This window comes from Serratia sp. BNK-10 (genome assembly GCF_047456065.1).
GTDB lineage: Bacteria > Pseudomonadota > Gammaproteobacteria > Enterobacterales > Enterobacteriaceae > Serratia > Serratia ureilytica.
Map to the genome: position 1 here is coordinate 3,031,909 of NZ_CP179894.1, position 25,667 is coordinate 3,057,575.

The window sequence follows — 25,667 nt, forward strand, 5'->3', positions numbered from 1 at the left end:
TCACGCCTCCTCCGCCTGGATAATCCCGTCTTCGGCGCGGATTTCGCTGTCGGGCGGAAGGTGGGCGATCGCGATCGCAATGGCCTGAAAACGGCGTCCTACCGCAACGATGGTCTCCTGAGCTATCTCATGAGAATCATAAAACAGTGAAATGGCGAGCCGTTCCGCTTCGGGGAACAAGCACAGCACCGTCTGGTGGTTGCTGCCGCTGACGATATCCGTCACCCGGAACGTAAACGGCAAGCGCGGATCCTTCTGCGGTTGCGGCATGTTTTCAAACACAAACAGGCTGCCGAACGGCGAAGTGGGCACCCATTGTTCGTCGTAGCGGTTCAGTTCGGAAAAGGCGTACTTCTGCCTCAGCGTCTGGGAATCCGCGATATCGGCCAGCAACGCATAAATGGGCCGGCGGCGAATCGCCTGCAGGCGCAGCACCGGGCTGGCGACACACAGGCCAAACAGCGTCTGCACCTGCTCAATATCCGCCGGGCGCTCGCTCATGGTCGTACCGATCGCGATATCGTCACAGGCCAGCGCTTCGGCCAGCGCCAGCATCCAGGCCAGCTGCGTCAGTTGATTGACCGTGATCCCCTGGCGCCGGCAAAACGCGGTGAGGCTTGCCACCTGTTCCGCGGTGAATTCCGCGCCATATTGCCGCATGCGTCGCCCCTGCGGCGCGGCATCCGGCGAAGCGCTCAACGGCAAACGTTGGTTGACCGGCGCTCCGCGCAAATAGTCCGCCCAGAACGCCTGCGCTTCGGGATCGTCGCCGTGCGCGCGCACATAAGCGGCGAACGGCTCAAATCGGTTAATTTCCAGCGTCGGCGCGCCCCCTTCCAGCAAGGTGAGGTAGTCGTTGAACCAGTGTTCGAACAGAACGCCGAGGGACCAACCGTCGAACAAGATATGGTTAAAGGTCTGCACCAGATAGTGCTCATCGGCGTTCAACTTGATCAGGCGCCAGCGGATCAACGGCGGCGCATCCAGCTCAAACGAGGTTTCTCGTTCCCGGGCCAACAGCGCTTCCATCCTTTCTTCCAGCGAGGACGGCGGCGCATCGGTCCAATCCTCGATCGCGATCGGCGCCTGCAGCGTCTCGCAGATGAAGACGTTGGGCCGCCCACGGCGGGTTTGATCGCCAAACCCGGCGCGCAGCATTTCAAATCGCTGCAGCGCCAGCGACCAGGCCTGGTTCAACACCTCCGGCTGCAGCGGGCCGGCCACCTCATAAACGGCCTGATCGATCTGATACTCGCGGTTAAGCCGGTTGAAATACATCAGTTCCCGCTGCGTAACCGTAGCCTCGAAAACGGCGGCGATGCGATGACGTTGCTGCCAGTGGTCCAACTCGGCGAGGCTGACGTCGGCATGGGGGAAGTCCCCCGGGCTGGCGAGGCGAACGCCCTGGCTCGCCTCGTGGCAACAGTGTTCGACCAGCGCCGACACGCTCGCCCTATAGTGCGAACCGATCCGGGCCAGCGTCGCCTGCGGCAATAAGCCCGACATCACGATGCTCAGCCGGTCGCCGTGCACGTAGAGCACCAGATCCAGCACATTGTCGCTCGCCGGCAGCGCGCCGTTTTCCAGATCCGCCGTTTGGTCGATCAAGGCCCACAGGGCGTCGTCAGTCTGTTCGTTAAAGACCCCGAGATAGTTGAATGAAATGGCCGGCAAGCGGTGGCGCCGCAGACAGGCTATCGCTTCGTCGTCCGACGCTGAACCGTATTTCAGCGCCGAATAGCCGATGCCGTGATCCGGTATCTTTCTTAATGTGTCCTTGATGGCGCGCAGCGTGTGTTTTGGGCTCTGATGCGCGGTGATGCGCAAAGGCAGTAAGGCGGTGAACCAGCCGACGGTGTCGTCGAGCTGGATCTTATCGTCATTGATATCGCGGCCATGGTGTTCGAGCGTCAGGTAACTGTCCGCACGGCCATGCCAGGCCTGCAGCACCGGCGCCAGCGCCGCCAGCAACACCTCGCGGGTCGAGGTGCGGTAGGCCTGATGACAGGTGTCCATCAACAGCGTCGTCAACGCCGCGTCGCACTCTAAGCGGCAAAACGCCGGACTCTGCGCCCCCTCGCTGAGCGTGGCGTAATCGGGTTGCCCGGCGATCATCGCCAACCAGTAAGCGCATTGGTCATGCCGGCTCGCCGCGTAGTGCCTTAACGTCTCGCCCCACTGCCGGTAGCTGGTGCCTTTCGCCGACAGCGATTCCCCCTGATGCAACCGTCGCATGTCTCTGACGATGATGCGCCAGGACACCACGTCGATGATCAGATGATGGAATGCGCAGAACATCAACGCGTAGCCGGGCGCGCTGCTGTCGAAAATGTAGACGAAGCGGCACAGCGGCCCTTCTACCGGATCAAACCCCGATTGCCATTGATGCAGAAGTTCGGCGCGGCTTTGGCGACAAAGCGCCAGGTCATAGTATCCCCATGAAGGGCCGCCGTCGGCCACCGACAGATAGCGCTGCGCGACCAGCGCGCCGGCATCGTCGGCGCTAAACCGCGCGCGCAGCATGTCATGGCGCGACGCCAGCCCGTTGACCAGATCGGCCACGCGCTCGGCGGACATCGGCGGCACCCGCACCAAAAAAGTCTGGTTGAAGAAGGCGCGATGTTGCGGCGGCTGCTCGTTGTACCAGCGCTGAATCGGCAGCAATTCGAATTCGCCCTGCAGCTCGCCCTGTTCATTGAGCGGCGCAATCGCGTCCCGTTGCTGCAAGATGCGCTTGGCCAGCGCCCGCGCATTCCGGGTTTCGAACACCGCACGCGAGTTGCTGTGATAGCCCGACTTGCTTAATTCGCTGGTGAACACGATGCTTTGGATCGAATCGCCGCCCAGACGAAAGAAGTCGTCATCCACCCCAACCCGTTCAACGCCGAGGATCTCCGCCCACAGGGCGCAAATCAACGCCTCCAGCGCATTCTGCGGCGCGGCATATCGCTCGTTTTGCGCGAATTGCGGAGCGGGCAGCGCCGTGCGATCCAGCTTGCCGTTCACCGTCAGCGGTATCTCGTCGAGCGCGACATAGCTGGACGGCACCATGTAATCCGGCAGGATCCGCTCCAGCCGGGCGCGCAAATCGGCAGGATCCAGCGGCTCGCCCCGCGCCATCAGCACATACGCGGCAAGGCGCTTGCTATCGCGATGGACGACATCCACCACGACGCATTTCTCGACGCCCTCCAGCGCATTGATCGTATTTTCTATTTCGCTGAGTTCAATTCTGAAACCGCGGATTTTCACCTGGCAATCGTTTCTGCCGAGATACTCCAGATTGCCGTCGCGCAACTCTCGCACCCGATCGCCGCTTTTATACAAGCGTCGTCCGTTCAACGTAATGAAACGCTCTTGCGTCTGCTGCGGCTGGTTGAGATAGCCGCGCGCCAGCGCGTCTCCGCCGATATACAGCTCGCCGGCCAGCCCTGGCGGCAACGGCTGCAGCCAGCGATCCAGCACATGAAGTTCGCGCCCCGGTATGGCTCGCCCAATCGGGATGCTGCTGCGGGTTTCATCCGCCGCGATGGCGTACATCGTGGTGAACGTGGTGCATTCCGTCGGGCCATAGCCATTGATGACCTGCTGCGGGCGGTTGGCTTGCCGCACCAGGCGCTGCATCAGCGTGGCGGTCAGCGCCTCCCCGCCCACCAGCAGACAGCGCAGCCCGGCGAACAGGTCGGGGTGACTGAGGTAAAGATGATCGAACAGGCTGCGCGTCGCCCACAGAATCGATACCTGCTGCCGACGCAGCAAGGCTTCCAGCTGCGGCACATCGCCGGCGATATCCTCCGTGTCGCGCACGACGACCAATTTGGCGCCGTTGAGCAATGCGCCCCACACCTCGAACGTCGCCGCATCGAACGCCGGACTCGAGAGGAAGAGCAGCACATCATCAGGCGTGACAGCGATGCCGGACGCGGTCGCCAACCCGCACATCGCGTGTTGCTCGAGCATCACGCCTTTCGGGATCCCCGTCGATCCCGAGGTATAGATCACCGCGCCGAGCCGGTCGGCGCCGGTGACGGCCGGCAGATTCTGCCGCTCGTGCGGCAGGCGGTTCAGATCGCCCAGCGTGAGGACGGACACGGCGTGCGGCATCATCGCCGCCAGCGCCTCGGCGGCCGACTGCAGGCTTTCCCCGGCGATGAGCACCGGCGCGCGCGTTTCTTCGAGAATATGCCGAATGCGCGCCTGAGGATAATTGCAGGAGAGCGGCACATAGGCCGCACCGGTTTTCAGCACCGCCAGCAGCGCCACCACCATTTCCAGGCTTTTCTCGCTGTACAGCGCAATCAGCGTGTCCGCCTGAGGGGCGACCCCGGTCAGCGCTTGGTAGCGGAGCGTAATTTCGCGCGCCAGGCTATTCGCCATGCCGTTCAGCTCACGGTAGCTGACATGCAGCCCCTCAAACTCCAGCGCAATCTTATCCGGATAACGCAGCGCGATCGCCTCAAACCGGGCGCTGAGGGTTTCTCTCGGCAACGCAGGGACCGCGTCGTCATCTGGCGGCATGTCGGCGGCGGGATAAAAGGCGAGGTGGCGTAAAGGCGCGTCAGGCGCGCGCATCGCCGCTTGCATCAAGCGCATGAAATGTTCCGCGCAGTCGCGCATGTCATCTTCGTCAAACATGTCCTGACGAAAACGCAGCCGGAACTGCAAGGCATCGCTGTCGGCCCGATCCTCATATTCCAGGGAAAGCGACGCGCTGGCCATATCGTGGTTGGCTTCAAACAACGGCGAAGTGGCGCAATCGGCCAGCGCCAATGCCGCATCGCGCAGGTTGGTTTGGGCAAAGGAAATCGGCATCGCGCGGATCCCCAGCGTCTGCACCACCTGTTGCGTGGGCAGTTGGTTAAACCGTTGGCGCGAGTGCGGCGCCGCGGCGGTAATAAACGCCAGCGCGCGTTGATAAACGGCGGCGAAGCCTTCGCCGTCACGCAGCGAGAGGGGCATCACGCTGGTGTTGACATGCCCGCCAAGCGCAAATCTTTGCCCCTTTTTTATCGACACCGGATAGCTGATATAGACCGTTTCCTGATTGCCGCTGCGCGCCATCAAGATGCCCCACAGCACCAGCAACGCCAGAAAGTCATTCATTCGCCGTATTCCCGCGCTCTGCTTCAGCGCTTTCCATTGCGCTTTGGGCACCTGGAAACGCAGCTCGGCCGCCTCATCGTTTCGCACGGCGCCGCTTTTCTCAAAGGGCACGTCTATCGCGCCCAAATTTGCCGCTTCGGCCCGCCAGTGCGCCAGCGCTCCATCGGCGGCCAGTTGTTCCACCTCGCGCTGCAGCTGCCGGTTGATGGCGGCAATCTCGGCCGCCTCGAGGCGTGTCGATAGCCGCTGTTGACCATAGTACTGGCTCACCAATGAGAAAAACTCGTCGGAAGACGCGCCGTCGATCACCAGATGATGGCCCACCAGCGCCAGGGTATAGCGCCCCGGCCCCTCGGCGAAAAGCGCCCAACGATAAAGCGGCCCGCGGTAAATGTCGAAGGGCTGGCGAATCACTTGGGTCAGCAGCGTGCGGTCCGTGTAATGCTGCAAAGGATGGATTGCGTCATTGCGACGCCAATACAGCTCGCCATTCCGTTCATGAATATGGCTGTTCAGCAGGACATGATCTTGCACCAGCGCATTCAGCGCAGCTTGTAATCTGATGGGATCCAGCGCGCCCTCAATACGCTGCAGCACCAATACGTTGTAATTACAGCCCTCTGGATGGCGGTCATATTCATCGATAAAAACTTTTGAATAGGGTGATACAGGAATCTCTTCCATGACAAACACTCCATTTAGAATACACGTGCCCTGCTTAACGGCGATCCATGCGGCATACCCAAACCTCTTTCGGCACCAGCTCGCTTATCTTTTCTGAGTAATAACCGATCAGCATGTTGATGCGCTTTTCTGCAATGACCTCCGCCGCCTGAGCGCAAATCGACTTGTAAAAACCAATAGGGATCATCACTTTGCAACGGCTATGCAGGTGCCGACAAACGCCGATGGCCCAGGAAAAACACTCCCTGGAGGGATTGGAAATATCCAAAAGTTCGGCACACTCACTGGAACAGCCAATCACAGCGTAGAGATTGCCTTTATTAATATAATGAATTTTATGATACAGAGGATGTTTTTCAATATATTCAAATGCGCGATGATCTTTTTCTCGCCCCAGATTATTGATAAAGCTGGCCTGCCGCGCTTGGTCGCCCTCGGTAAAACGAAAGGCCATAAACTTATCAGGCTTTAAGGTTAATTCGACGAAGGGATAGATTTGCGTATTGGTCGTTAAATACTTTCTAAAAATCTTTTCATAAACCCTGATCTTCCTGTCATCGGAAAAGCAGATATCCGCCGCCACATCCGAACGCCTGGCCTGCAGGAAAAAATCTTTCAAGACGGTGGAGGATTTGACCTGACGGTGGATCCCAAGATCGCCAAGCATATTGACATTAAAGGATAATTCATTGATTTTAAAAGGATAAAAACTGGATACAAACATCCCGAGATAACGTTCTTGATCCTTGTAAAATATGCCCGTTTTTTCCATCGGCGCCCCACAATGCGGATCGAGCAAATGCTTCCAGTGCAAGAAACGCTCCCCGCCCAAATCTCTGCCATAAAGCTCTTGCAATAATTTGAAATGATTATGAGAAACCGCTTCTCTCACAAAGACAGCCATGTTTTATCTCCCTATAAAACCGATTCCATGCCGGGCGGAAATCAATAAAAGATGACCGCTCAGCGCCGCTGATAATACGGCGCCGGACCGTTCGCTTCCTTTCCCTGATTAACAAGAGTCGCTGTGCATTTTTAACCAGCGCAAGAATTCAATATTATTATCGATGTTCAGTTTTCTCATGGCCGAACGTTTATGAATGCTCACCGTTTTCGGGCTGATGCCGAGCAACATCGCCGTTTGGTTTTGTGAATAGCCCAGATGGATTAAACGGCACACTTTCCCCTCGCTAAAGGTCAACTGGGTACGACAACGCGGGCAATAGCTTGAAACCAAACTATTTTTCTTGCGATAGCAGAACATGACCTTGTCCACGATCGCCGCCACGCTGTCTTTGCGCGTAATACTTCCGGCTTCCAAATTGCAATGAATTTTAGGGAATGTCTTTTTATGCTCCAATATTGAAAAATAGAGCGGAATAGAAGAAAAGTTGCCCTGCAAAAGCTGGGTATGACAAAAATTTATGGACACCCGCTTGTCCGGCGCCCTGAATATGATGTTGGCACGTTCTTCTCCCGTGATCTTGGCCTTAATGCCATTCGTGAGAAAACCTTCTTGCAAGGCAAGACTCAACCCCAGCTTGAAGAATTGATTTTTATCCACAATAGCGATATTGACGCGCTCCATTAACAAACCTCCCTTTTGACTACGCTTGCTCACTCTCCTTACTGCAATATCATTGCTGTGATTATTTTTTGTTTTAACGTGCTTTTTAATAAAAAAGCGTTATAGGCGAAGCAAAAAAGACCTTGCCTCGCAAAAGTGCATTTTATATATAGGGTTATATAAATCATCTGCCCTGGAGAGCATACAAAAGCAAGACGCGGTAAGCTGCCGCGCTTCGCAAGGGAAATTGTTATCGTAAGATATATTTATAAGGCATCATTGCCATCAGCATCACGGTGCTAAGATTTTTCTCTGATACGTTAATTTTACTCCAAGAGCGCAATATATCCAGATAAATATCGAAAAAACACATAATATAGAACATAACATTGCGCGACATTGATTGTTAAGAGAATCCGTTTATGCATTAGGAATTTACTTATGATAAAGGCAGGATAATGCTTTTTTCGCACGAGGCGGTGGGGTCATCGCAGACCCTATTAAACAGAGTATAACCATATTCATTTTATTGTAAAAAAATTGCATAAAAAAAAGCTACACTTTATGGCAGTAAGTGATTCCCGCCCTTTCATGTAGACGGCAACAAAAAAGAAGAAGGCGAACCCATCGGCCGCCCGCGCAAGAAATGCCTGGTAGGAGTAAAGATTTTTCAGGAGTGATGCGCAGCGCAGAAAGATAACGCGGCATCGTTGACGAGCGGGATGATTTATATTTTTTTGATCCTCATCAATTTTTTAGCCTCCAGGCAGGAAACCAACCCGAGGTGATCTTTTTTTAGCTGCTTGTCGCTCCCAAGAGGAAGAATGACTTTGAACGTTTGCAACTTACCGTGATTATTATAGATATCAAAGACTATCACCGGCGGGCCATAACCCAGGATCATGCAGTCTAAAAACCGCAGAACGGCGCAGCCCAAGCGGCTCCTGGCCTCCCGGATGATTTTATCCGCAAGCTCATCATACCGGAAAGGTCTTTCCGGCGTCGTCAATACCTTCATAAGGTCTCCCTTCTGGTATATATCATTCCGATTTAAAATAATAATCTCATAAAACCGCCGCCGTTCAAGGCGAGTAAGATATAAAAACCCAGGTTTCGGCAATATATAATCTAACGATGCAAAATCAATCTAACAAAAAACACAATAGTATAAAAAACAGCGCGAGTTTTATTGAAAAAATGACCTGATTTGCAATAATGAAATTGCCTGAAGTAAAGGGCTAACTGAAAAAGGAGTTTCAATCATGAAAGAACTATCCGCAGTAGAAATTGAACAAGTTAACGGTGCTGGTTTTTTTGGTGACGTAGGCACACTGATTGGCAGTGCGGTAGGTACAGGTATTGATACCATTTCCGCGATTGCCGGTGTTAACCCGGATGCCAAAACCGTTGTCGGCACCATCGGTAAAGGTATTGGTCTGGCCGTCGATGCGCTGATTTCCAGCGGATTGCAGATCATCTCTAAACTGTAATAACAACTCATAATCATCCCTTCCTATTTTTTAATTCGCTTCATTTTAAGCACCTTCGCGGGTGCTTTTTTTTACATCAAAGAATCAAAAAATAGATAAGGTCAGAAAAACCAATATCCAAAAAAACAAGCTGGGTATCACCATGATAAAAAAACCCATGCGTTTATTGGCGTTTTTGAGCATCCAGTCATAGATCATCGCAACACTCCTTGTGAATACCAGGAGGCATTTCCGCCTCCCGGTCTTTTATCCATCGAGTTTTTGATTACAGTTTCGGCACTTTGGAAAAGAAGTCCGCCATTTCGTGCGGGAACCCTTTCGCAATCGCCGGACGAAGATCGTCCATGGAAACATTAAAATCTTTCGGCTGCTCGCTCGTTTGCATTTTTTGGTGTGCGTTCACATTCGATTGCAGACCATTAAAAATGCCCTTCATATTGCCGAACATATCATCGCAAGATTTTGTCACATTACTCATGACCGACTTGGCCGCATCCGGCCCCGACATTTGAATATTGCTGACGCCTTGCATAAACGGTTGACTCAGCGACGATTGGGAATTGGTGCCCAAATTGCCGCCGGCCTTCATGGTTTCTAAAATTTTGGCTGGATCTAACATGTTTATCACCTCTTTACGGTTGTGTTTACATCGCTTTCGGGCACGAGAATCCTCGCAACGCCCGTGACCAAAGTGGGAAATCTTTCATCGTCGAGCGCAATTCCAGTTTGAGCACGCCCACCACCGACGACATCGACATCGTCAGCTCTCGCCTGTCGCTGGCGAGCGGCACGGGATTGCTGGCGTCGAACATTCGGAACAAGGCCCAGGGCCCGTCGAAACTGGCGACCTGGATCTGGCCGGTGCCGGTGCGGAAGGTGAGTCGAACATAGCTGCCGCCTTTCGGGCCCGGCCAATCGATACGGGTAGGCTGGCTGAAGCCATGGCTGTAGTTAATCACCTGCCCATCGATATCCAGGGTCGCTTCCGTAATGGTCGGCGTCAGGGACAACGGCCTGATGAACATGGAGAAGGACAGCTTGTCGCCGGCGGTGAAGAAGGTATCGCGGATCAGGCGGGCATTTTCAAACGCGCCCAGCGTGCTGGCATTGACGATCCCCTCTGAACCCGGTTTGGCATTCCATTTCTGCGCGTTGACGTCCACATAAGGGGCCAGGTTCTCATCGAAGAACTGCTGCATCGCGCCGCTTTGGCCAAACATGCGCGAGAAGTCCTCGATGCCGACCTCCGCTCTGGCGTTGCGCGAGAACGGATAACGCCCGCTGATGCTGCTCTTGCACAAGCCGGAGGCCAGCGACGAAGCGCCTTTGCTCAGGTTCTTTTGGCTCTGCTGAATAGTCTGGCTGTCCCCGACCTGCAACAGATCCATCATCACGCTGCGCACCGGTTCCGGCTGGCGCGCCGCATCCAACTGCAGACGCTTCAGCGTGCCTCCGGCGGGCACCACCTGGCCGCCGCGCAGCGAGGTGGACAAGGTGGTCAACTGGCTGTACAGCGCTTCGAAACTGCGGCTCAGCGGATCGTTGCTGGCGTTGGTGGTCTGCAACAGCTGATAGCCCAGACGCCGCAGCAGCTCGAAGCGATCTTCCACCGCGCGTTCCGGCGTGAGACGAAAACGCGCGCGCTCGCCGGAAATCTCGCCGAGGATGTCGCGCCGCTGCTGCTCGATGCGGTTGCGCTGGCGATCGAACCAGCTTGCCGCATCGCCCTGGTTGGTGCCGGTCATGCTGGTTTCGCGCGCGGCGAAGCGCACCAGATTAGCCAGCGGGGAAGAAGGGTCGGACAGTTGACGCGCCAGGATCGCCGCATCCTCAAGCCCGTTGACCGGCCGGGCGCGCACGTCGCGCATGAAAGCATCCCATTTGTCGGCATACTCGATGAGGTAAAGCTTCCTCGCCTCGTCGGCCAGCTTCTGCGCCGAGGCCAGCGAGTTCACCGCGTTTTTCCCTTCCGCGCTGTCGCGCAGCACCCAGGACTCTTCTTCGATCATGTCCTTGGCGGCGTCATCGAGCTGCGCCAGGAAAACGTCGCGATAGCTGGCGCGGGTATAGAACCCCGGCACGGCGGTATCGGTGACCGTCGCCTGGCTCTTGCGGCGCAGCATCAAGGAGACGTTCGGCCCGGCGGCGTCGGCCAACGAAATATCGTTGATCGCCGCCGGCAACGGTTTCTCTTCGATGCGGCGCACCACCCGCACCTGCATCGGAATGTTCATCGCTTTCACCCGCGCCAGGCGCAGCAGATCGCCGTTCATCTTCATGACCGGCGCGTCCGGCAAAGAGAACATCTCCCGCAGATGGTAAGCGAAGATGCCTTTGTTCATGTCGGTGTAACCCTGCGGCATAAAGGTTTCCCAGCGCGCCATGAACCAGTCGACCAAGGCTTCGGCGGAGCGGTGCGAAGGTTCGCCCATCATCAGGTACACTTTCAGGGTGCCGTAGACGTCCTTGTTGGACGCCGAGACATCATTCTTGAGTTCGTCCGCGATATAGTTTTCCACCGCCGGCCAGAAGATCTGCAGCAAATGGCGTTGGTAGGTTTTTTGCGCCGCGCTGTTGATCAGCTTGTGCTCGAAATAGGGATTCGGCACCGGCGACACTTCGCCGCCCAATTGCGCGTTCATGTACCCCAGCTGCTCATAGGCGGAAATGACATCGTCGCTGACGCGGTTAGTCACCGGAATTTCGCGCACGATGCGCTTTGTCTCATCGAAGCGCGCCGCAATGTAGGAGATGTAATCGCTCTCCCACAGGTAACGCATCGCCAGCAGGTTAAACGAGACCGCCAACAGAATGAGCACCAGCACATAGCGGCCCAGGGAGCTCATGCGGCTGCCGAGCGGCCTGGCGTGCGAAGACTGCTGCATCACCCCGCGTTCTTGCCGGGCGTAATCCAGCTCCGGATGGTAAATGCGCCCGGTCGGGCGAGCTTCATAGATATCCGCCGCTTCCGCGTTGTAGATCGCCCCCTGCGGCGGCAAGGCGATGGTGCTGCCCAGCCACACCTGCTGCAGATGGCAGGCGTAGCCCACCGGCGTTTGCGGGAAGATCTGCTCTAACAGGGAATACAGCGGGTTGCCCAGCGACCCCAGCGATTCGGTGAAGAACAGCAGCTGTTGGCGGTTTTGGCCGTCCGGCGCATCGTGCAACAGTTCGAGCACGTGATGGCTGACGCGCGCCACCATCTCCCGGTAGAGGGTTTCATACTGCTCGAAGGGGGTTTCTCCCTGTTCGGCGCGGTTCAGGCTGAAGCCCATGCCTTTTTGCAACAGATCGTCGCCCAGCATGGACAGGAAGGTCTCGCCGCCGACCAGTTGATCGAGGTGGCTGATGGTGAGATAGACCGGCAGCTCGCTGCGGAACCACGAGGCCATCTCCAGCAGGCGAACGCGCAGCGCGTCGGCGACCGACTTTCTCTCCGTCAGCGAGGCGTGCAGCAACCAACGCGCATCCAGACACAGCATGATGCCGTCGATGCCCGGATGGCGGCGATGGCGGCGGATCAGTTTGAACAGGGTGTCGCGCGCCCTGGCGCCCTCTTCCCCCAGGCCGTTCAACTGCAGCCATTCGCCGGAGGTGTCGACATACACCGAATTCTCCGCCAGCCACCAGTTGCAATCCTGGGTCGGCCCGACGTCCACCGTCTGCTGCAGGCCATAGTGCTCGGCCAGCAAGAAGCGTTCGCCGCTTTCGCCGATCAGCGAGGTTTTGCCGCTGCCCGGCGGCCCGATGACCAGAAACCACGGCTTTTCGCTGACGTAACGGCGCGTCAGGCGGTATTTGAAGCGCTGCCAAGGGGTGCGCTGCTTCGCCGTGCCGACGTACTGCAAGGTGCGCAAGGCGTCGTAAAAGCGCGAGGTCACGCGGTCTCGCTGGGCGGTCTTGCGTTTGGCCGGGGCCGGCGCTCGCGCGTGGCGGAACACCCAGGATAAGAACGTCGCCACGAACGGCCAGAGCGCCCAGCACAGGATCAGCGCGATGATGATGCCCCTGACCCAGACCGACAGCAGCGGCCGATAGGTGCCGATGGCGATCAACGGCCCAATCCACCACACCACCGCACACAGCAGCAAGGCAATCACCAATATGAATGATCTACGTATCATATAATTTCCTTATTATCTCTACGCCGGCGGATGTCTTAGTTATCCTCGGGGACCTCGGCGGCTACCCCTGCCTGATTTAACGTTGCAGACGGTGAAGCCATCTCCCTCTCGCCGATTTTCCAAAGGATGTCCACGCGGCGGTTGCGGCGGCGCCCTTCTTCCGTCGCGTTGTCGTCCAGCGGCTCCTGATCGCCCTTGCCGACCGATGTCACGGTGCGGTTGTATTTACTGTTGGCCAAGGATTCGCGCAGCTTGTCGGCGACCGTCTGCGCGCGAGCCTCGGACAGTTTCAGGTTGGAGTTGTTGGAAGTGTTGCGATACGGTTTGTTGTCGGTATGCCCGATGACCTCCAGATCGCCCGGCCACGGCGCCAGCGCTTCCCCCAAACGCTCGATGTTGCGTTTCTTTTTAAACTCTTCCGACAGCTTCGACTGCCCGGTGGCGAACGCGCCGTCGGAGGTGAAGATCAACAGCCAGCCGCGCGGATCGGCGCGCACCTCCAGCCACCCTTCGCTGAGGATTTGCGGCAGCGGCTGCGGCAGCGTCTCCATGATGTTGATTTTGCGCGGCTGCGGCGGCGTCCAGGCCAAAATGGCGTTGCGCAGCGCGCGGGACTGATCGTGCAGATACCAGGCGGCCGAGGCATACGCCAGCAGCGCGATGGCCAGGCCGTAGCACAGCAGCTTCAGCGGCGTGATGCGGGTCGCCTTGCGCACCACGTTGCTCGGCTCGGCATCGGCCAGCGTCTGCGTCGGGTTCTGGCTGTACAGATAGCCGTCAAGACGGTTGCGCACGTCGGCCAACAGCACCGCGCCGCGTTCCATTACGTGGTATTGCCCTTCGAAGCCCAGCGACAGGATCAGATCGTAAAACGCCAGGATCTCCTTGTTGCGCGGTGAGGCGGCCAGATAGGCCTGCAGGTGCTCGAAGCACTTTTCCCCGCCCCAGGCGTCGCGATAAAACTCCACCAGCAGGCTGAGATTCAGTTCGCCGGATTCGAGCGTGCTCATGCAGCACTCATCCACGTAGGAGCACAGCAGATAGGCCAGCTTGTCCACATCGCTCGGCGCGATGTGATCCGCCAGCAGCGTCTGCTGAAACTGTTGGATCTCACGCACGATCTGCGCGCGCACCGCGCCCGGATTCAGCTGTTTCTGATCGCGCACTCGCTCCACCTGCAGCAGGACCGGGATAGCGGCGGCGATCAGCGGGTTGTCCCAATGGCCCATCATCACGCCGGGCTTGCTCAGCGCGGCGCGGCCGAACAGCCCGCTCGAGGTCGGCGCCGCCTCGGCCGGGCGCTCGCCCGGCGCGGGCTCTCTGCTTTCCGGCGCAACGCTTTCCGCTTCATAAGGCTTGGGTTCGGGGGGCGTCGCCACCCCGGCGCTTCCCGGCCGCAGCTTGGCGGCCAGCGCCCGCGCGCCGAAGGACAGCGCGGCGATCTCCGCCGTCGTTTTGCCCACCGAGCCGGACGCGGGAAGGCGCGGCGTCGCGTTGTTGCGCGTTACCGCCATCGCCTCGCGTATTTTTCTCTCGAATTCGTTCATCCCACCCTCCCTTGCCTTAATCCCCAGACGTCAAAACGCAGGTCGGGGAAATCACCCACGATGCTGAGCGCCATCGCCGAGCCGGCCATCATTTCCTTATAAATCGGGTCGGCATGATCAACCTCGAAATAGATGCTGTTCGGGTAATACGGTATGTGCCGCGGCGGCGAGGCCATCGGCAGCAAGCGAGCGCCCGGTAATTGCAGATCGATCAGCTGAATGATTTTCTCGACCGGCCCCAGTTTGACCTGCGCGGGGAAATACGAGCGCAGATGCTCGATGGACAAACCGCAGCTGACGGCGAACACCAGTTTTTCCAGGCGCAGCTGCGAGTCGTTCGGGCACAGATAAATGCTGTCGCCGCGATCGATAAACGGCAACGCCACCGCCGGCGCTTCGATCACCAGCGACAGCGCGCGGCGAATCGAGGCGAACAGCTGGAAGTAGCAGTTGTGCGGTTCATCGTGCAGATACACCAAATCGGCCCGATCCCAGAGGCGTTCGCCGCCGGGAATGATGCTGAGCCGCCCCAGCAGGCTCAGCAACGTGTCGAACAGGGTTTCAGGATGTACCTGCGGGCTGGCCAGCAGTTGGCTGATGCGCAAATTGAACTCGCTCAAGGTTTGCAGCAGCAGCAGTTCCAGCAGCTCGGAAAGCCCGCCGATCGTCATATGCACGTCCGGGCGGAAAACCGACTCCAGACGCTGGCTGATCAGCCCAAGCAATTCGGTGGTGAAAGCGGGCAGCCAGCCGATGGCGCGGAAATCCAGCATCGGCGGCAAGGCGCGCTCATCCAGCAGCACCCGACGATCGCTGGTCAGCTCGCGCACGAAACCGACCGGCAGCACGCTTTCCGCGCTGCTGACCGCGTCCTCCAGGCTTAGCCGCGTCACCAGGCTGCCCAGTTGCATCGTGCACACGCGCGGGGTCCCCTCCAGGCTGACGCCGTGGTTGCGATCCGGCACCTCGGCGTCCATGGTGCGAAAACGGCTGCTTTTTCGCGCATCCTGGATAAGATCGATCTGGGCGTTGCCGGCGATGTCCATCAGCACGGACAGGCACACCACTTTCCCCTGGCAGCCTTCTCCCAGCACCAGCGGCGGCGGCAACGGAATATCCTCAGGCATGCTGAACGCCGTGCCGTCGGGGAAAACGCCCTTGGCTTTCTTCAGCGCAAACTTGCCCTGTTCCAATAGCCCGTTGTCGATCTCCAGCGTCAGGAACCCCCAGGTGAAGGTTTCGACGCTGCGCAAGCGCGCTTCAATCAAGTGCTCGAAAAAACGTTCCTGCTGCTGGAAATGCTGCGGTTCCATCAACATGCCTTCTACCCAGGCGACGCGTTGTTTAGGTAACATGTCATTCATCCATTTTGTCGTTAGTCACTATGCTGAGTGACGTCATCCCCACCATCACCTTCATTTGCGAATCAGCCTGCGCAGGGGACTTTTGCTCGGCGAGCGGCAACACGCCGCTGATTTGCTGAAACTCCGCCCCGACGACGACCCATCGCTCTTGCCCCGCCGGCACCTCGAAGCGATAACGCAACGTCTCCCTCGGTTGCAAAATGCTCTGGTGCCGGCTCAGCGCCCCTTCCGACGGCGCCGTCTCGCGGCAAGGGGCGCCGTCGCCAATTCCCTCAGGCATCCACCCCGAGCGATTGGTTTCTATCACGCACACCTTGACCGGCTGCGCCTCCCCGGCGGCATTCGGGTTCACGTTGTCGTTGGCGGTCACCTCGACGTCGATAAACCGCAACCGACGCCCCGCATCCGCAGCCTCATCGTGAGAAAACCAGCTGCATCCGCCGAGCATCCCCACCGCCAACAGTCCCCCTGTCGCAATCCCCCGGAGCGTTTTCACCATGCTGAACTCCTATGCATTAACGAAACATTTGGTCTGGCTCGGCGCGACCTGAGTGCAGACCATGTTGTTGTTGTTCGTCGTGCTGGAATCACCTAGCCGCGTGACCGGCATGCCGCCGGAGAAATACTTACCCGATCCCTGCACCGGCTGCGCCTGGGCCGAATGCGTCCCCGAGGCAGCGCCGATCACTCCGCCCGAATCGGCGGTGGCCACACGAGTTGTGCCTAGGTTTTGTTCATTGCCGCCGGAAATGAAAATGTTAGGCACGTTCGGTATGCCGGTGTTGTTGGGCGAGGTGTTCGGGCCCGGCGCCGGTATCATCGGGTCGCAGCCGGCAAAGCCGATCCCGCCCATGTTGGTATTGGCTGCAGTCATGGTGGTTTACCCCATATGTATCTGGCCACCGTCGATCTTCAGCACCGCCGAAGACTTCAGGGAACCAATTTCACTGTTGATGACGAGGGATTGCCGCGCATCCTGAATGATGTGCTTGGCCAGCACCTCGTCGGTTTCCTCCACCCGCCGGCTCGCGTGCTTGCTGCGCACAAACAGGCGTTGAGAGATTTGGTGCAGCGTTTCGGCAACCCAACGGCTGCTGCGCGTCAGCAGCGTGAAGTGCGGGCTGCGCAGCGTCAGCCGCTTGCCGCCCTGCAGCTCGATCTCCGGCGCCACGATGCGCAAGTTGGCGCAGCGGCTGTCCAGCGTCATAACGGCGTTCGCCTGTTGCCGCGACAGGATCTCGGTGATGACCAACTTGTCGCCGTCGGCGATGACGCAAACGCGATCGCCCGCCAGCGGCTGAACCAGGCAGCTGGTGGCGACCGCCAGACAATGCGCGCGCATGCCGTCGACATACAGACCGCCGTTGGCGTCGGCCGCCAGCGTCACCACCTTGCGCCCCCCTTGTTCGGGAAGCGGAGCGCTGCGCACCAACTGCAAAGGCGTCACCCTGGCGTTGGCATAGACCTTCTGATGCTCTCTTCTGGATTTATACATATCTGCTTACTCCTGTTGGCCGTTGATACGACGGTTGCCGCGGCCCCGGTTGTTGATGCGCATACCAGGCGTCGATCGCGCTCAAGAACGGATCGGCGGTAAGCGGCACGTTTTCGGCGCGATGACGCTGCGCGCCATGCAGGCGAGCGCTCTGTTGCTGAGCGGCGGTCAACGGCTGTTCGATCAGGTTCGCTTCCCGCAGTTCGGCCTGCTCAAGATTGGCTAACGCCAGATCGCACGCCCTGAATTCCGCTTGCGGCAAGATGGCGCGCCCCCAGTTGGCGCCGGCCATCGCACATTCGCTGAACCGGGCCTTCTGCCCCTGCGCCAGGATCAGCGTCGCGCGCTCGAAATCGCAGCGCAGCGCCTGCGCTTCAGCGAAGACCGCCGAGGTCAGATCGCTGTCGGCGAACGAACACCCCTCCAGCTCGCTGCGGTGAAAACTGGCGCCCTGCAGCTGTAGCTGAGCCAAAGTGCAGCCCGACAGGCGGCAGGTGAACCAGATGCGCGCCTGCCCCGCGATCGTCTGCCAGCTGCACGTCTCCAGCCGGCAGCTCCCCATGATGTGGCGCTCGAGGGTCGACGCCTGCCACAGGCACTGCGTGAGCTGGCAGGCGTACCAGTTGGCGTCCTGTATCACGTCCTGGTGAAACATCAGGTTGGTCAGGGTGCTGGACTGCACGGCCAGATGCCCCAGGCTGCTGCGTTCAATTTCCGCGCCGTTGACCTCGCACCGGATCAAACCGCAGTCATCCAGCAGACAATCGCCGACGTAACACCCCTGCAGCGTGGTGTCGTTGCACGCCAAATTGCACAGCAGCCCCTGTTGCAGCGTCAGGTTCTCAAACCGGCATTCGTTGAACGACAGGCGCATCAGGCTGCCGCCGACCACGTTGACCTGCTGCAGGGTGCAGCCCTCAAAGCGCACCGCCCGCAAATCACAGCCTTCAAACGTGACGCGTTCGAAATGACAGTCGATGAAAAAGCAGTCGCTCAGCGTCAACCCTTTCAGCTCGCGATCGTGGAACCGGCGTTTCTTGAAGATCCGCGGCATGGGCGGCGTCTGCGCCACCGCCTGGGCGACCTCCAGTTCGATCGCCTCTCGGTCAGGCAGCGCCTGTTGAATCACGCGGCTTTCAGTTTTCATGCACATAGTCCCCATGAATGATTCTGCGCGGCACCCAACACGCGCGCTCCAGCAGACAACCGCTGAACCGCGTGCCGGCGTCCTGCCAGGTCATCGCCAGATGCGCCGCCGCCAGATTGCACTGGTCAAATTCCGCATCGCGCAGATCGGCGTTATAAAACAGGCCTTGCTGAGCGCTGCTGTTTTGCCAACGTGAGTGCGTCAACAGGCTGTCTTTAAACCGCACGCCGGCCAGATCGCAGCCGGCGATCGCGCAGGCCGTCAGATCGGCCTCGTCAAAGTTGCATTCAGTGAAAACGCTGTACAGCAGTTGGCACCTCTCCATGCGCGCCGCTTTCAATCCCACTTTGGTGAAACAGCTATCGCTGAACACAGCGTGGGAAAAGTTCGCCTGCATGCCCGCCGTCAGGCTCTCGACGCGGCAGCGTTCGAACCGCACGCCGCGCCAGTTGCCGCCAAGGAACGAGTTTTTGGTGAGCGTCATCTCCAGCGCAACCGCCTCTTCGGCGAGGCAGCGGTTAAACACGCACGCGTCCAGCTCGCCTTGCAGAAACTGCGCACGAATCAGCGTCGCGCCATTAAACATGCCGTTGCCGATCGCCGCGTGTTCAAAGCGGCTCGCGGTGAAATCGCCCCGTTCGAAAACGCAGTTATCCAGCTTCACGTGGTCGGCGCGCAGCCCTTGCCCCTGAGGCTCCGCCAGCGTCACCCGTTCCAAGACCGCCTCTTGCCACACGCTTTCCGCCAGCAACGGCTTTTGCAGCGTGCACGAGATCATGCGGATCTGGCGCAGCTCCGCCTGCGTCAAATTGACCGCATCAAAAACGCAGTTTTCGAAGGTGCAGCCGTCGAGGGAAGCCTGCGAGAAATCGCAGCGCTCAAAGCGGCACTGCAGAAAATGCCGGCCCGACAGCGCCTCGCAGCGCAAACCGGTGAAAGTCTTCCCTTCCACGGTCGCGCTATCGGGGAAAAACGCGTCATTGCCGTCTTCGGCGGGAAGATCCGGCAAATCGGGCAACGTCACAGAAGCGGGCTCCGCCGCCGCTTGTTGCTGGTGCAAGGCGATCGCCTCGCGGATGCGTTGATAGAACACGGCGGAATCGCCCAGAGAGGTGGGCGACGGATCGTAACGCAAATCGCTGGGGTGATCCGACACCGCCTGGATGACGTTCAACCCCATCTCCGCCGGCATCAGATCCGGATCGAACAGAAACTCAAAGGGCGAGGCGTCATCGTCGCTGCGCTTGCGGAATACCTGTTGGAAATAGTCGAACGAGCGCGGCGCATCGCAGCGATCCAACGCCAGCATGACGGACTCGATGGACTCGTCCAGCAGATGCGTCAACGGCGCATTGCCGGTGAAGATAAGCAAAGCGATGTCGCTGTCGGGCAGGAACCACAGCGTTTTGCGCTGCAGCTCGATTTCCTCGAGGCTGTCGCTATCGTGACGGCGGATGAACGCCCGTCCGCGCACCGCCGGCAGCTCGCCGCGAATCGCCTCGCTTTGCGCGCCAACACCCTGCAACTCGAAGGGCACCCGATCCGGCCACGCCGCTTCCGGCAACCACTGCGCCGGCGGCGCCATCTGGAAATAACGCCGATCGATATTGGCCGGCAGCCCGGGGAATGCCGTCTCGAGATAGGCTTTGCCGGCGATCTGGCCCGCCACCTTATCGATGTGCGCCTTGCGCAGCGCAAACTCGTGCGGCACCGGCGCCGGCGCCGCCAGCGGAGAGCGCTCCTGCGCGGTCCCCTCGGGGGACAGCGTCATCAGCAGCGGCCGCAGCCCGTCATTGCAGCCGCGGCCAAACGGGTTCTCCTTGTTGTCTTTGCCGCCCCAGGCGGAGGTGTGATCCAGCGGCACGCTGAGGAAGGGTTCCACCTCCATCGCGCCGCGCCGTCCCTCGCCCTCGACCCGCCAACGGCGCTTCAGCCCGCCGATGTCGGCGCTGACATTCAGCGTTTTCACTGGCTGACCGATGCCGGCATGGCCGGCGATCAGGTATTCGGCGAACGGCTTCGGCTCGGCAACATCCAATATCGGCAGGCTGAGCGGCACGCGCTTCCACGCCTCCCAGATTTCGGCTTCGTTCACGAAGTGCTCAGGCCGGGACAGGTAGCATCCGGCCACGACGCTGATGCCGAGCCGGCTGTCTGTCCCGATCTGGTAACTTCCTTTAATCGCCACCAATTGCTGTGGCCGTATGATTCTCATTGCCGCGCCTCGTTAGTTTTTGCTTTGCATCCCGACTTTTTTCAAATCGACGCCGGTCTCGGACAGTGACGCGCCGGTATAGCTGATCGACACCCCTGTCGTGCTGGTGCTGCTGCCAGTATTGCTGACGCTGCTGCCGGTATTGCTGACGCTGCTGCCGGTGCTGCTGACGCTGCTGCCGGTGGTGCCGACGCTGCTGCCGGTGGTGCTCACGCTGCTGCCGGTGGTGCTGATGCTGCAGCCGGTGGTGCTGGTCGACGATCCGGTGGTGCTGATGCTGCAGCCGGTGGTGCTGGTCGACGAGCCGGTGGTACTGACGCTGACGCCGGTAAAGCTGGTGCTGCTGCCGGTCTGGCTGGTGCTGACCGTGGTGTAGCTGTTGCTTTCGCCGGTCATGCTGTTGCTGATGCTGGTGAAGGAGTTGCTTTCGCCGGTCATCGAGTTTGATACGCCGGTGCAGCTGGTGCTCTGCCCGGTAAACGAGGTGCTCAGCCCGGTGAACGAAGTGCTCACGCCGGTAAATGACGTGCTCACGCCGGTGAACGAGGTGCTGACGCCGGTAAACGAGGTGCTCACGCCGGTGGCGGTGAGGCTGACGCCGGTCATCGACGCGCTGACGCCTTTAATCGAAGCGTCAAACCCGGTAATGCTGAAGACGTAATCCTTGTAAGAGACGTGGTTGGTGAACCAGTCCGTAAAGGTGCGGCGGATGATGTCGAACTTGTCCATTCCCACCTCGGTGGCCTGGTTGCGCTCCACCGTGGTTTGCAGATCGCGTTCGGCATGCAGCATGACGCGTTCGTTGTTGCGGTTGTCATCGAAGGTCAACTGGCTGGCATGCTGCGGCTTGCCGAAGCGCAGCGAACGCGACACCATGCCCGAGTAGTTGATGTATTCAGGCAACTGATAAGGCGGCGGGTTGTCGCCGTTATACACAATCCCGGTCACCATCGGACGATCGAGATCGCCGTCGACATAGGTCACCAGCACTTCCTGACCGACGCGCGGCATGGCGATCACGCCCCAGCCTTTCCCGGCCCAGGCCTGCACCACGCGGATCCAGCAAGAGCTGTCTTCCTCGGTGGTTTTGTAGCGATCCCAGTGGAAATGCACGCGGATGCGCGCAAATTTGTCGGTATGCACTTCGGAGTTGGGCGCGCCGACCACGGTGGCGCTCTGGATGCCCGGCATCTGCGGCTTTGGCGTTTCGCGCAGCGGGCGGAACGGCACGTCGTCGTTCAACGCATTGAAACGGCAGGTGACGTTGCGGCCGTCGCTGCTGCTGTCCGGGCCGTCTTGCACGAACACATAGTCGCAGCGAGTCAGCTTGAAGCGGCGGTTGCGGTTGGCGTCCGGGTGCAAAATCAAGGAGAAATCCTTGCCGGCCATCAGCCCGACGGCGTTGCTCTCGCCAAACAGCAGATGGCCGTCGCTTTGCATTTCTTCAAGGCGCAGCCGCGCCAGGTTTTCACCGCGTTCGGTATCCACATAACCCGCCGCGTAGTCGTACCACTCCAACGGGGTGTTCTGCAGGCCGAGGCGGCTCTCTTCCACCTTGGTTTGCAGGTTCTTGCGCGGGTTCTGGAAGTCGAAGTCGCGCAGCACGATTTCATTCGGGCGCACTTTGCGTGAACGCTGGATGCGCTGGATCCCTTCGCGGATGGCGCGGTTTTCTTCGCTGTCCGGCATGAACGGCAACACGGCGTAACCGAAATCCAGATCGTCGAAATTCTGCCGGTCGGTGATCACCAGCGTGTGTTTATCCTCGGCGTGATCGAAGTAATACCAGATGCCTTCGTCTTCAAGCAGGCGGCTGATAAACGCGAAATCCGTTTCGGAAAACTGCACGCAATATTCACGCGTCGGATAAGTGCCTTGAATATCCAGACGGTAGTCGGCAAAACCGTAGCGCGAGAAGATTTGCTCGATGATGTCGAGCACGTTCAAATCCTGGAAAATGCGGCTGTTGCGGTTCTGCATCAAAAACCACAGCCAGGTGCTCAGCTCCAGCTTATAAACGAACTTATCCTGATGCTGCCCCGAATCGGAGGCGCCGATCACGTAAGCGTAAAACGGCCGCGCGCCGAAATCCGGCCTTTCTATTTGAATGCTGATCCCTTGACCCAGCAGAGATTCATAATCAACGTCCGCCTGTTCACATTCGAATTCGAGCGTATATTGCGAGTTGCTCGACAACCCTTCTTTGGTGGTGAAGCTGAGTGGAAACGCATTTAATTCGGCTAACACCGGGTTATCAATTTCGATTAAAGGCATAACAACCTCTCTGATCCGATATCGAACCCCGCCCCGCGTTTGCGGGCCGGCGGCAAATTAAAAATCAGTCGAAATAAACACTTAAACTATCGTTCTCGACCATGAGTTGGATATTCTGCAGTTCCTGTCCCGTCCGTTTGCGCTGCAGCACTTCATTGCTGATGGGCGGCAAAATCGCCTGCTGCAGCAGCGACTCGACCGCTCTGCCGCGCGAAGGATGGGCGCTGATGCGTTTGGCTATCCAGCCTGGAATGTCGCCTTCCAGCACCAGCGACACGCCCACTTCTTTGTGCAAACGCTGTTGTAAACGCGAAATCTGTTTGGTGGCGATATGGGTTATCGCTTCGGTAGAAAGCGGCACGTAGGGAATGACGTTCATGCGCGCCAACAGCGCCGCCGGGAAGAAGCGCGCCAGCACGTCGTGCAGCATCGGCCGCAGCGCTTCGGTTTTCAGATCCGGCGTTTCCGCCAGCGTCGCTTCTATTTCGCCGGCGCCGATATTGCTCGTCATTAAAATGAAACACTGGCGGAAGCTGATCATGCGGCCCTCACCGTCTTCCATCACGCCCTTGTCGAAGACTTGATAAAACGCCTCGTGGATATCGGGATGCGCCTTGTCGAATTCGTCGAGCAAGACGATGGAATAAGGTTTGCGGCGCACCGCCTCCGTCAACTTGCCGCCCTTGCCGTAGCCGACATAGCCCGGCGGCGCCCCTTTCAGGGTGGAAACGGTATGCGATTCCTGAAACTCGCTCATATTGAAGACGATCAGGTTATGCGCGCCGCCGTACATCGCCTCCGCCAGCGCAAACGCGGTCTCCGTTTTGCCGACGCCGCTCGGGCCGGACAGCATGAAAACGCCCAATGGCCGATCGTGCGCCTGAATGCCGGCGCGGGAGATGCGCACTGCCTGCGCGATTTCATCGATCGCCGTCTGCTGGCCGAATATCTGGCGGCTCAGCAGTTGGTTGAGATTGAGCGCATTGTCCAGATCGCTTTGCAGCATGCGGCCGGTGGGGATGCCGGTCCAATCCGACAACACCTCCGCCACGACGCGGTCGTCCACCCACGGATACACCAACGGCAGGCCGCCGTCTTGCAAGGCTCCCAGCTCGGAGGCCAGCTGCGGCAAGCGCTCCGGCGACTGCCGCTCCGCGTCGAGCAAGGTGGTGACCGCCTGTTGCTCCTGCGCCTGCCGCTGACGCAGCGCATCCAGTTCGCCTTCCATGTCGCTGAGGGTCTGCTGCAATTCAGTGATGCGGGTGAGCGCCAGACCGTCGAATTTGCTTTCCTCCTGCAGGCCGTTCATTTCGGTGCGCTTCACCGCCAACCCGGCCTCGAGCGACTCAATTTTTTCAGGCAGCGCATGCTGGCTCAGCGCCACCCGCGCGCAGGCGGTGTCCAGCAAGCTGATGGCTTTGTCCGGCAGTTGCCGCGACGGCAGATGGCGCAGCGACAAATGCACCGCCGCCTGCAGCGCCGACTCACGGATCTTGACGCTGTGGTGCTGCGCAAAATGCGGGGCGATGGCGCGCATCATGTTCACCGCATTCTCTTCGTCGGGTTCAGAAACCAACACGTACTGGAAACGGCGCGTCAGCGCGGCGTCCGGCTCGATGAACTGTTTGTATTCCGACCAGGTCGTCGCCGCCACCATGCGCAGCGCCCCCCTGGCCAACATCGGTTTCAACAGGTTGACGGCGTCGCCGGTGCCGGCCTGCCCGCCGGCGCCCACCAGCGTATGCGCCTCGTCGCAAAACAGGATCACCGGCACCGCCGAATGCGCGATGGCGTCGATCAGCGCTTTCAGGCGCGATTCGAATTCGCCCCTCATGCTCGCCCCGGCCTGCATGCGCCCCAGATCCAAAGACAGCAACCGGGCGCCCTGCAGCAGCGGCGGCACCTGCCCCTGGGCTATCTTGCAGGCCAGCGCTTCTGCCACCGCCGTTTTGCCGACCCCGGCTTCGCCCACCAAAATCGGGTTGTTCTGCCGGCGACGCAGCAAGATGTCGATCACCTGGCGCAGCTCCGCTTCGCGGCCAATCACCGGGTCGATTTCACCGTCGCGCGCCTGGCGGGTCAGATCGGCGCACCATTTATCGAGAATATCGACCGTCTCGGACGCCTCCGGCGCATCGCCGTGGGCGCTGTAGACCTCTTCTTCCTCTTCCTCATGCTCGACGGACTCCGCCAGAATCGCCGGATAATCGTCGAACAGCTGCGGGATCGGCAGTTTTTTGAACTCGTCGCTCAGCCGGTACAGGCTGCGCTGCAACGTGGGATCCTGCAGAATGCCGACCAGGATATGAATGGTGCGCACCCCGCCGGACGGCGTTTCGGCGAGCTGGCTCATCAGCAGCCCTCTTTCCACCACCGTTTCCAGTTGCGTCGACAGATCCACCACCGCATTCGTCCGGTTAGGCAAGGTATGAAGAATGCGATCCAACGCATCGCTGATGCGCTGACTGTTGATGGCGTAGTGCGCCAGGATCATCGGCAAGTCGCCGCGCTCCTTGTCCACCAGGACTTTCAGCCAGTGTTCCAGCTCCACGTATTCGTGCCTGAAGGTTCGGCACAGCTTGGTCGCTTCGACGAACGACTGATAGGCAAAGTGGCCCAATCGCGAAAAAAGACGTTCTCGTTGATACACCTTAAAT

The 25,667-nt window shown here is 59.0% G+C and carries 16 protein-coding genes; 1 reads left to right on the forward strand and 15 read right to left on the reverse strand.

The window, feature by feature from the left end:
• From ACMGG9_RS14720 to ACMGG9_RS14735, 4 genes are all read right to left on the reverse strand, one after another.
• Positions 1 to 5,787, reverse strand: a complete 5,787-nt coding sequence (locus ACMGG9_RS14720; RefSeq protein ID WP_414161514.1) for an amino acid adenylation domain-containing protein — start codon at positions 5,785 to 5,787, stop codon at positions 1 to 3.
• A 34-nt stretch (positions 5,788 to 5,821) separates the two neighbouring features.
• Entirely contained in the window at positions 5,822 to 6,691 is an 870-nt protein-coding gene (locus ACMGG9_RS14725) for a hypothetical protein (RefSeq protein ID WP_414161515.1), read from the reverse strand.
• A 108-nt stretch (positions 6,692 to 6,799) separates the two neighbouring features.
• Complete coding sequence (locus ACMGG9_RS14730; RefSeq protein ID WP_004935315.1) at positions 6,800 to 7,375, reverse strand: helix-turn-helix transcriptional regulator; 576 nt, start codon at positions 7,373 to 7,375, stop codon at positions 6,800 to 6,802.
• A 706-nt stretch (positions 7,376 to 8,081) separates the two neighbouring features.
• Positions 8,082 to 8,372 (reverse strand): hypothetical protein, encoded by a 291-nt coding sequence (locus tag ACMGG9_RS14735; protein WP_004935318.1) that lies wholly within the window; start codon positions 8,370 to 8,372, stop codon positions 8,082 to 8,084.
• A gap of 244 nt (positions 8,373 to 8,616) precedes the next feature.
• On the opposite strand from ACMGG9_RS14735, the gene ACMGG9_RS14740 reads away from it, so the two are divergent.
• Positions 8,617 to 8,844, forward strand: coding sequence for a hypothetical protein (locus tag ACMGG9_RS14740; RefSeq protein WP_004935320.1), 228 nt, complete (start codon positions 8,617 to 8,619; stop codon positions 8,842 to 8,844).
• A 265-nt stretch (positions 8,845 to 9,109) separates the two neighbouring features.
• Here the strand turns inward: ACMGG9_RS14740 and ACMGG9_RS14745 are convergent, their stop codons facing one another.
• The 11 genes from ACMGG9_RS14745 to tssH all read right to left on the reverse strand — a co-directional run bounded on the left by ACMGG9_RS14745 (position 9,110) and on the right by tssH (position 25,660).
• Positions 9,110 to 9,463 (reverse strand): DUF6277 family protein, encoded by a 354-nt coding sequence (locus ACMGG9_RS14745; protein WP_033632662.1) that lies wholly within the window; start codon positions 9,461 to 9,463, stop codon positions 9,110 to 9,112.
• A 25-nt stretch (positions 9,464 to 9,488) separates the two neighbouring features.
• A complete protein-coding gene (gene tssM, locus ACMGG9_RS14750) occupies positions 9,489 to 12,968 on the reverse strand; it encodes a type VI secretion system membrane subunit TssM (RefSeq protein ID WP_033643653.1) in 3,480 nt (1,159 codons plus the stop codon).
• A gap of 35 nt (positions 12,969 to 13,003) precedes the next feature.
• Positions 13,004 to 14,515, reverse strand: coding sequence for a type IVB secretion system protein IcmH/DotU (gene icmH, locus ACMGG9_RS14755; RefSeq protein WP_414161516.1), 1,512 nt, complete (start codon positions 14,513 to 14,515; stop codon positions 13,004 to 13,006).
• Entirely contained in the window at positions 14,512 to 15,870 is a 1,359-nt protein-coding gene (gene tssK / locus ACMGG9_RS14760; protein WP_021505816.1) for a type VI secretion system baseplate subunit TssK, read from the reverse strand. Before tssK ends, icmH begins: the two co-directional genes overlap by 4 nt.
• A gap of 1 nt (position 15,871) precedes the next feature.
• The gene (locus tag ACMGG9_RS14765) at positions 15,872 to 16,378 is read right to left on the reverse strand and encodes a type VI secretion lipoprotein TssJ (protein WP_033643655.1); all 507 of its coding nucleotides are present in this window, start codon (positions 16,376 to 16,378) and stop codon (positions 15,872 to 15,874) included.
• 9 nt (positions 16,379 to 16,387) lie between these two features.
• Positions 16,388 to 16,753: a PAAR-like domain-containing protein gene (locus tag ACMGG9_RS14770; protein ID WP_033643656.1), complete on the reverse strand. Its 366-nt coding sequence runs from the start codon at positions 16,751 to 16,753 to the stop codon at positions 16,388 to 16,390.
• A 6-nt stretch (positions 16,754 to 16,759) separates the two neighbouring features.
• Positions 16,760 to 17,374, reverse strand: coding sequence for a DUF3540 domain-containing protein (locus ACMGG9_RS14775; RefSeq protein ID WP_033643657.1), 615 nt, complete (start codon positions 17,372 to 17,374; stop codon positions 16,760 to 16,762).
• On the reverse strand, positions 17,367 to 18,521 hold the full coding sequence (locus ACMGG9_RS14780) for a pentapeptide repeat-containing protein (protein WP_414161517.1): 1,155 nt from the start codon (positions 18,519 to 18,521) through the stop codon (positions 17,367 to 17,369). The genes ACMGG9_RS14775 and ACMGG9_RS14780 overlap by 8 nt, the downstream gene beginning before the upstream one ends.
• Positions 18,511 to 20,736 carry a DUF2169 domain-containing protein gene (locus ACMGG9_RS14785; protein WP_414161518.1) on the reverse strand — a complete coding sequence of 742 codons (2,226 nt, stop codon included), beginning with the start codon at positions 20,734 to 20,736 and terminating at the stop codon, positions 18,511 to 18,513. Before ACMGG9_RS14785 ends, ACMGG9_RS14780 begins: the two co-directional genes overlap by 11 nt.
• Positions 20,737 to 20,748: 12 nt before the next feature.
• Complete coding sequence (gene vgrG / locus ACMGG9_RS14790; RefSeq protein WP_004935351.1) at positions 20,749 to 23,010, reverse strand: type VI secretion system tip protein VgrG; 2,262 nt, start codon at positions 23,008 to 23,010, stop codon at positions 20,749 to 20,751.
• A gap of 64 nt (positions 23,011 to 23,074) precedes the next feature.
• Complete coding sequence (tssH, locus tag ACMGG9_RS14795; protein ID WP_414161519.1) at positions 23,075 to 25,660, reverse strand: type VI secretion system ATPase TssH; 2,586 nt, start codon at positions 25,658 to 25,660, stop codon at positions 23,075 to 23,077.
• Positions 25,661 to 25,667: the final 7 nt, after the last annotated feature.

Excerpts from the sequence above, each read along its gene's own strand:
- ACMGG9_RS14745 (WP_033632662.1), bottom strand. The coding sequence starts at position 9,463 with ATGTTAGATCCAGCCAAAATTTTAGAAACCATGAAGGCCGGCGGCAAT.
- ACMGG9_RS14765 (WP_033643655.1), bottom strand. The coding sequence starts at position 16,378 with ATGGTGAAAACGCTCCGGGGGATTGCGACAGGGGGACTGTTGGCGGTG.
- tssK (WP_021505816.1), bottom strand. The coding sequence starts at position 15,870 with ATGTTACCTAAACAACGCGTCGCCTGGGTAGAAGGCATGTTGATGGAA.
- icmH (WP_414161516.1), bottom strand. The coding sequence starts at position 14,515 with ATGAACGAATTCGAGAGAAAAATACGCGAGGCGATGGCGGTAACGCGC.
- ACMGG9_RS14740 (WP_004935320.1), top strand. The coding sequence starts at position 8,617 with ATGAAAGAACTATCCGCAGTAGAAATTGAACAAGTTAACGGTGCTGGT.
- ACMGG9_RS14775 (WP_033643657.1), bottom strand. The coding sequence starts at position 17,374 with ATGTATAAATCCAGAAGAGAGCATCAGAAGGTCTATGCCAACGCCAGG.
- vgrG (WP_004935351.1), bottom strand. The coding sequence starts at position 23,010 with ATGCCTTTAATCGAAATTGATAACCCGGTGTTAGCCGAATTAAATGCG.
- ACMGG9_RS14730 (WP_004935315.1), bottom strand. The coding sequence starts at position 7,375 with ATGGAGCGCGTCAATATCGCTATTGTGGATAAAAATCAATTCTTCAAG.
- ACMGG9_RS14785 (WP_414161518.1), bottom strand. The coding sequence starts at position 20,736 with ATGAGAATCATACGGCCACAGCAATTGGTGGCGATTAAAGGAAGTTAC.
- ACMGG9_RS14735 (WP_004935318.1), bottom strand. The coding sequence starts at position 8,372 with ATGAAGGTATTGACGACGCCGGAAAGACCTTTCCGGTATGATGAGCTT.
- ACMGG9_RS14720 (WP_414161514.1), bottom strand. The coding sequence starts at position 5,787 with ATGGAAGAGATTCCTGTATCACCCTATTCAAAAGTTTTTATCGATGAA.
- ACMGG9_RS14725 (WP_414161515.1), bottom strand. The coding sequence starts at position 6,691 with ATGGCTGTCTTTGTGAGAGAAGCGGTTTCTCATAATCATTTCAAATTA.
- ACMGG9_RS14780 (WP_414161517.1), bottom strand. The coding sequence starts at position 18,521 with ATGAAAACTGAAAGCCGCGTGATTCAACAGGCGCTGCCTGACCGAGAG.
- ACMGG9_RS14770 (WP_033643656.1), bottom strand. The coding sequence starts at position 16,753 with ATGACTGCAGCCAATACCAACATGGGCGGGATCGGCTTTGCCGGCTGC.
- tssM (WP_033643653.1), bottom strand. The coding sequence starts at position 12,968 with ATGATACGTAGATCATTCATATTGGTGATTGCCTTGCTGCTGTGTGCG.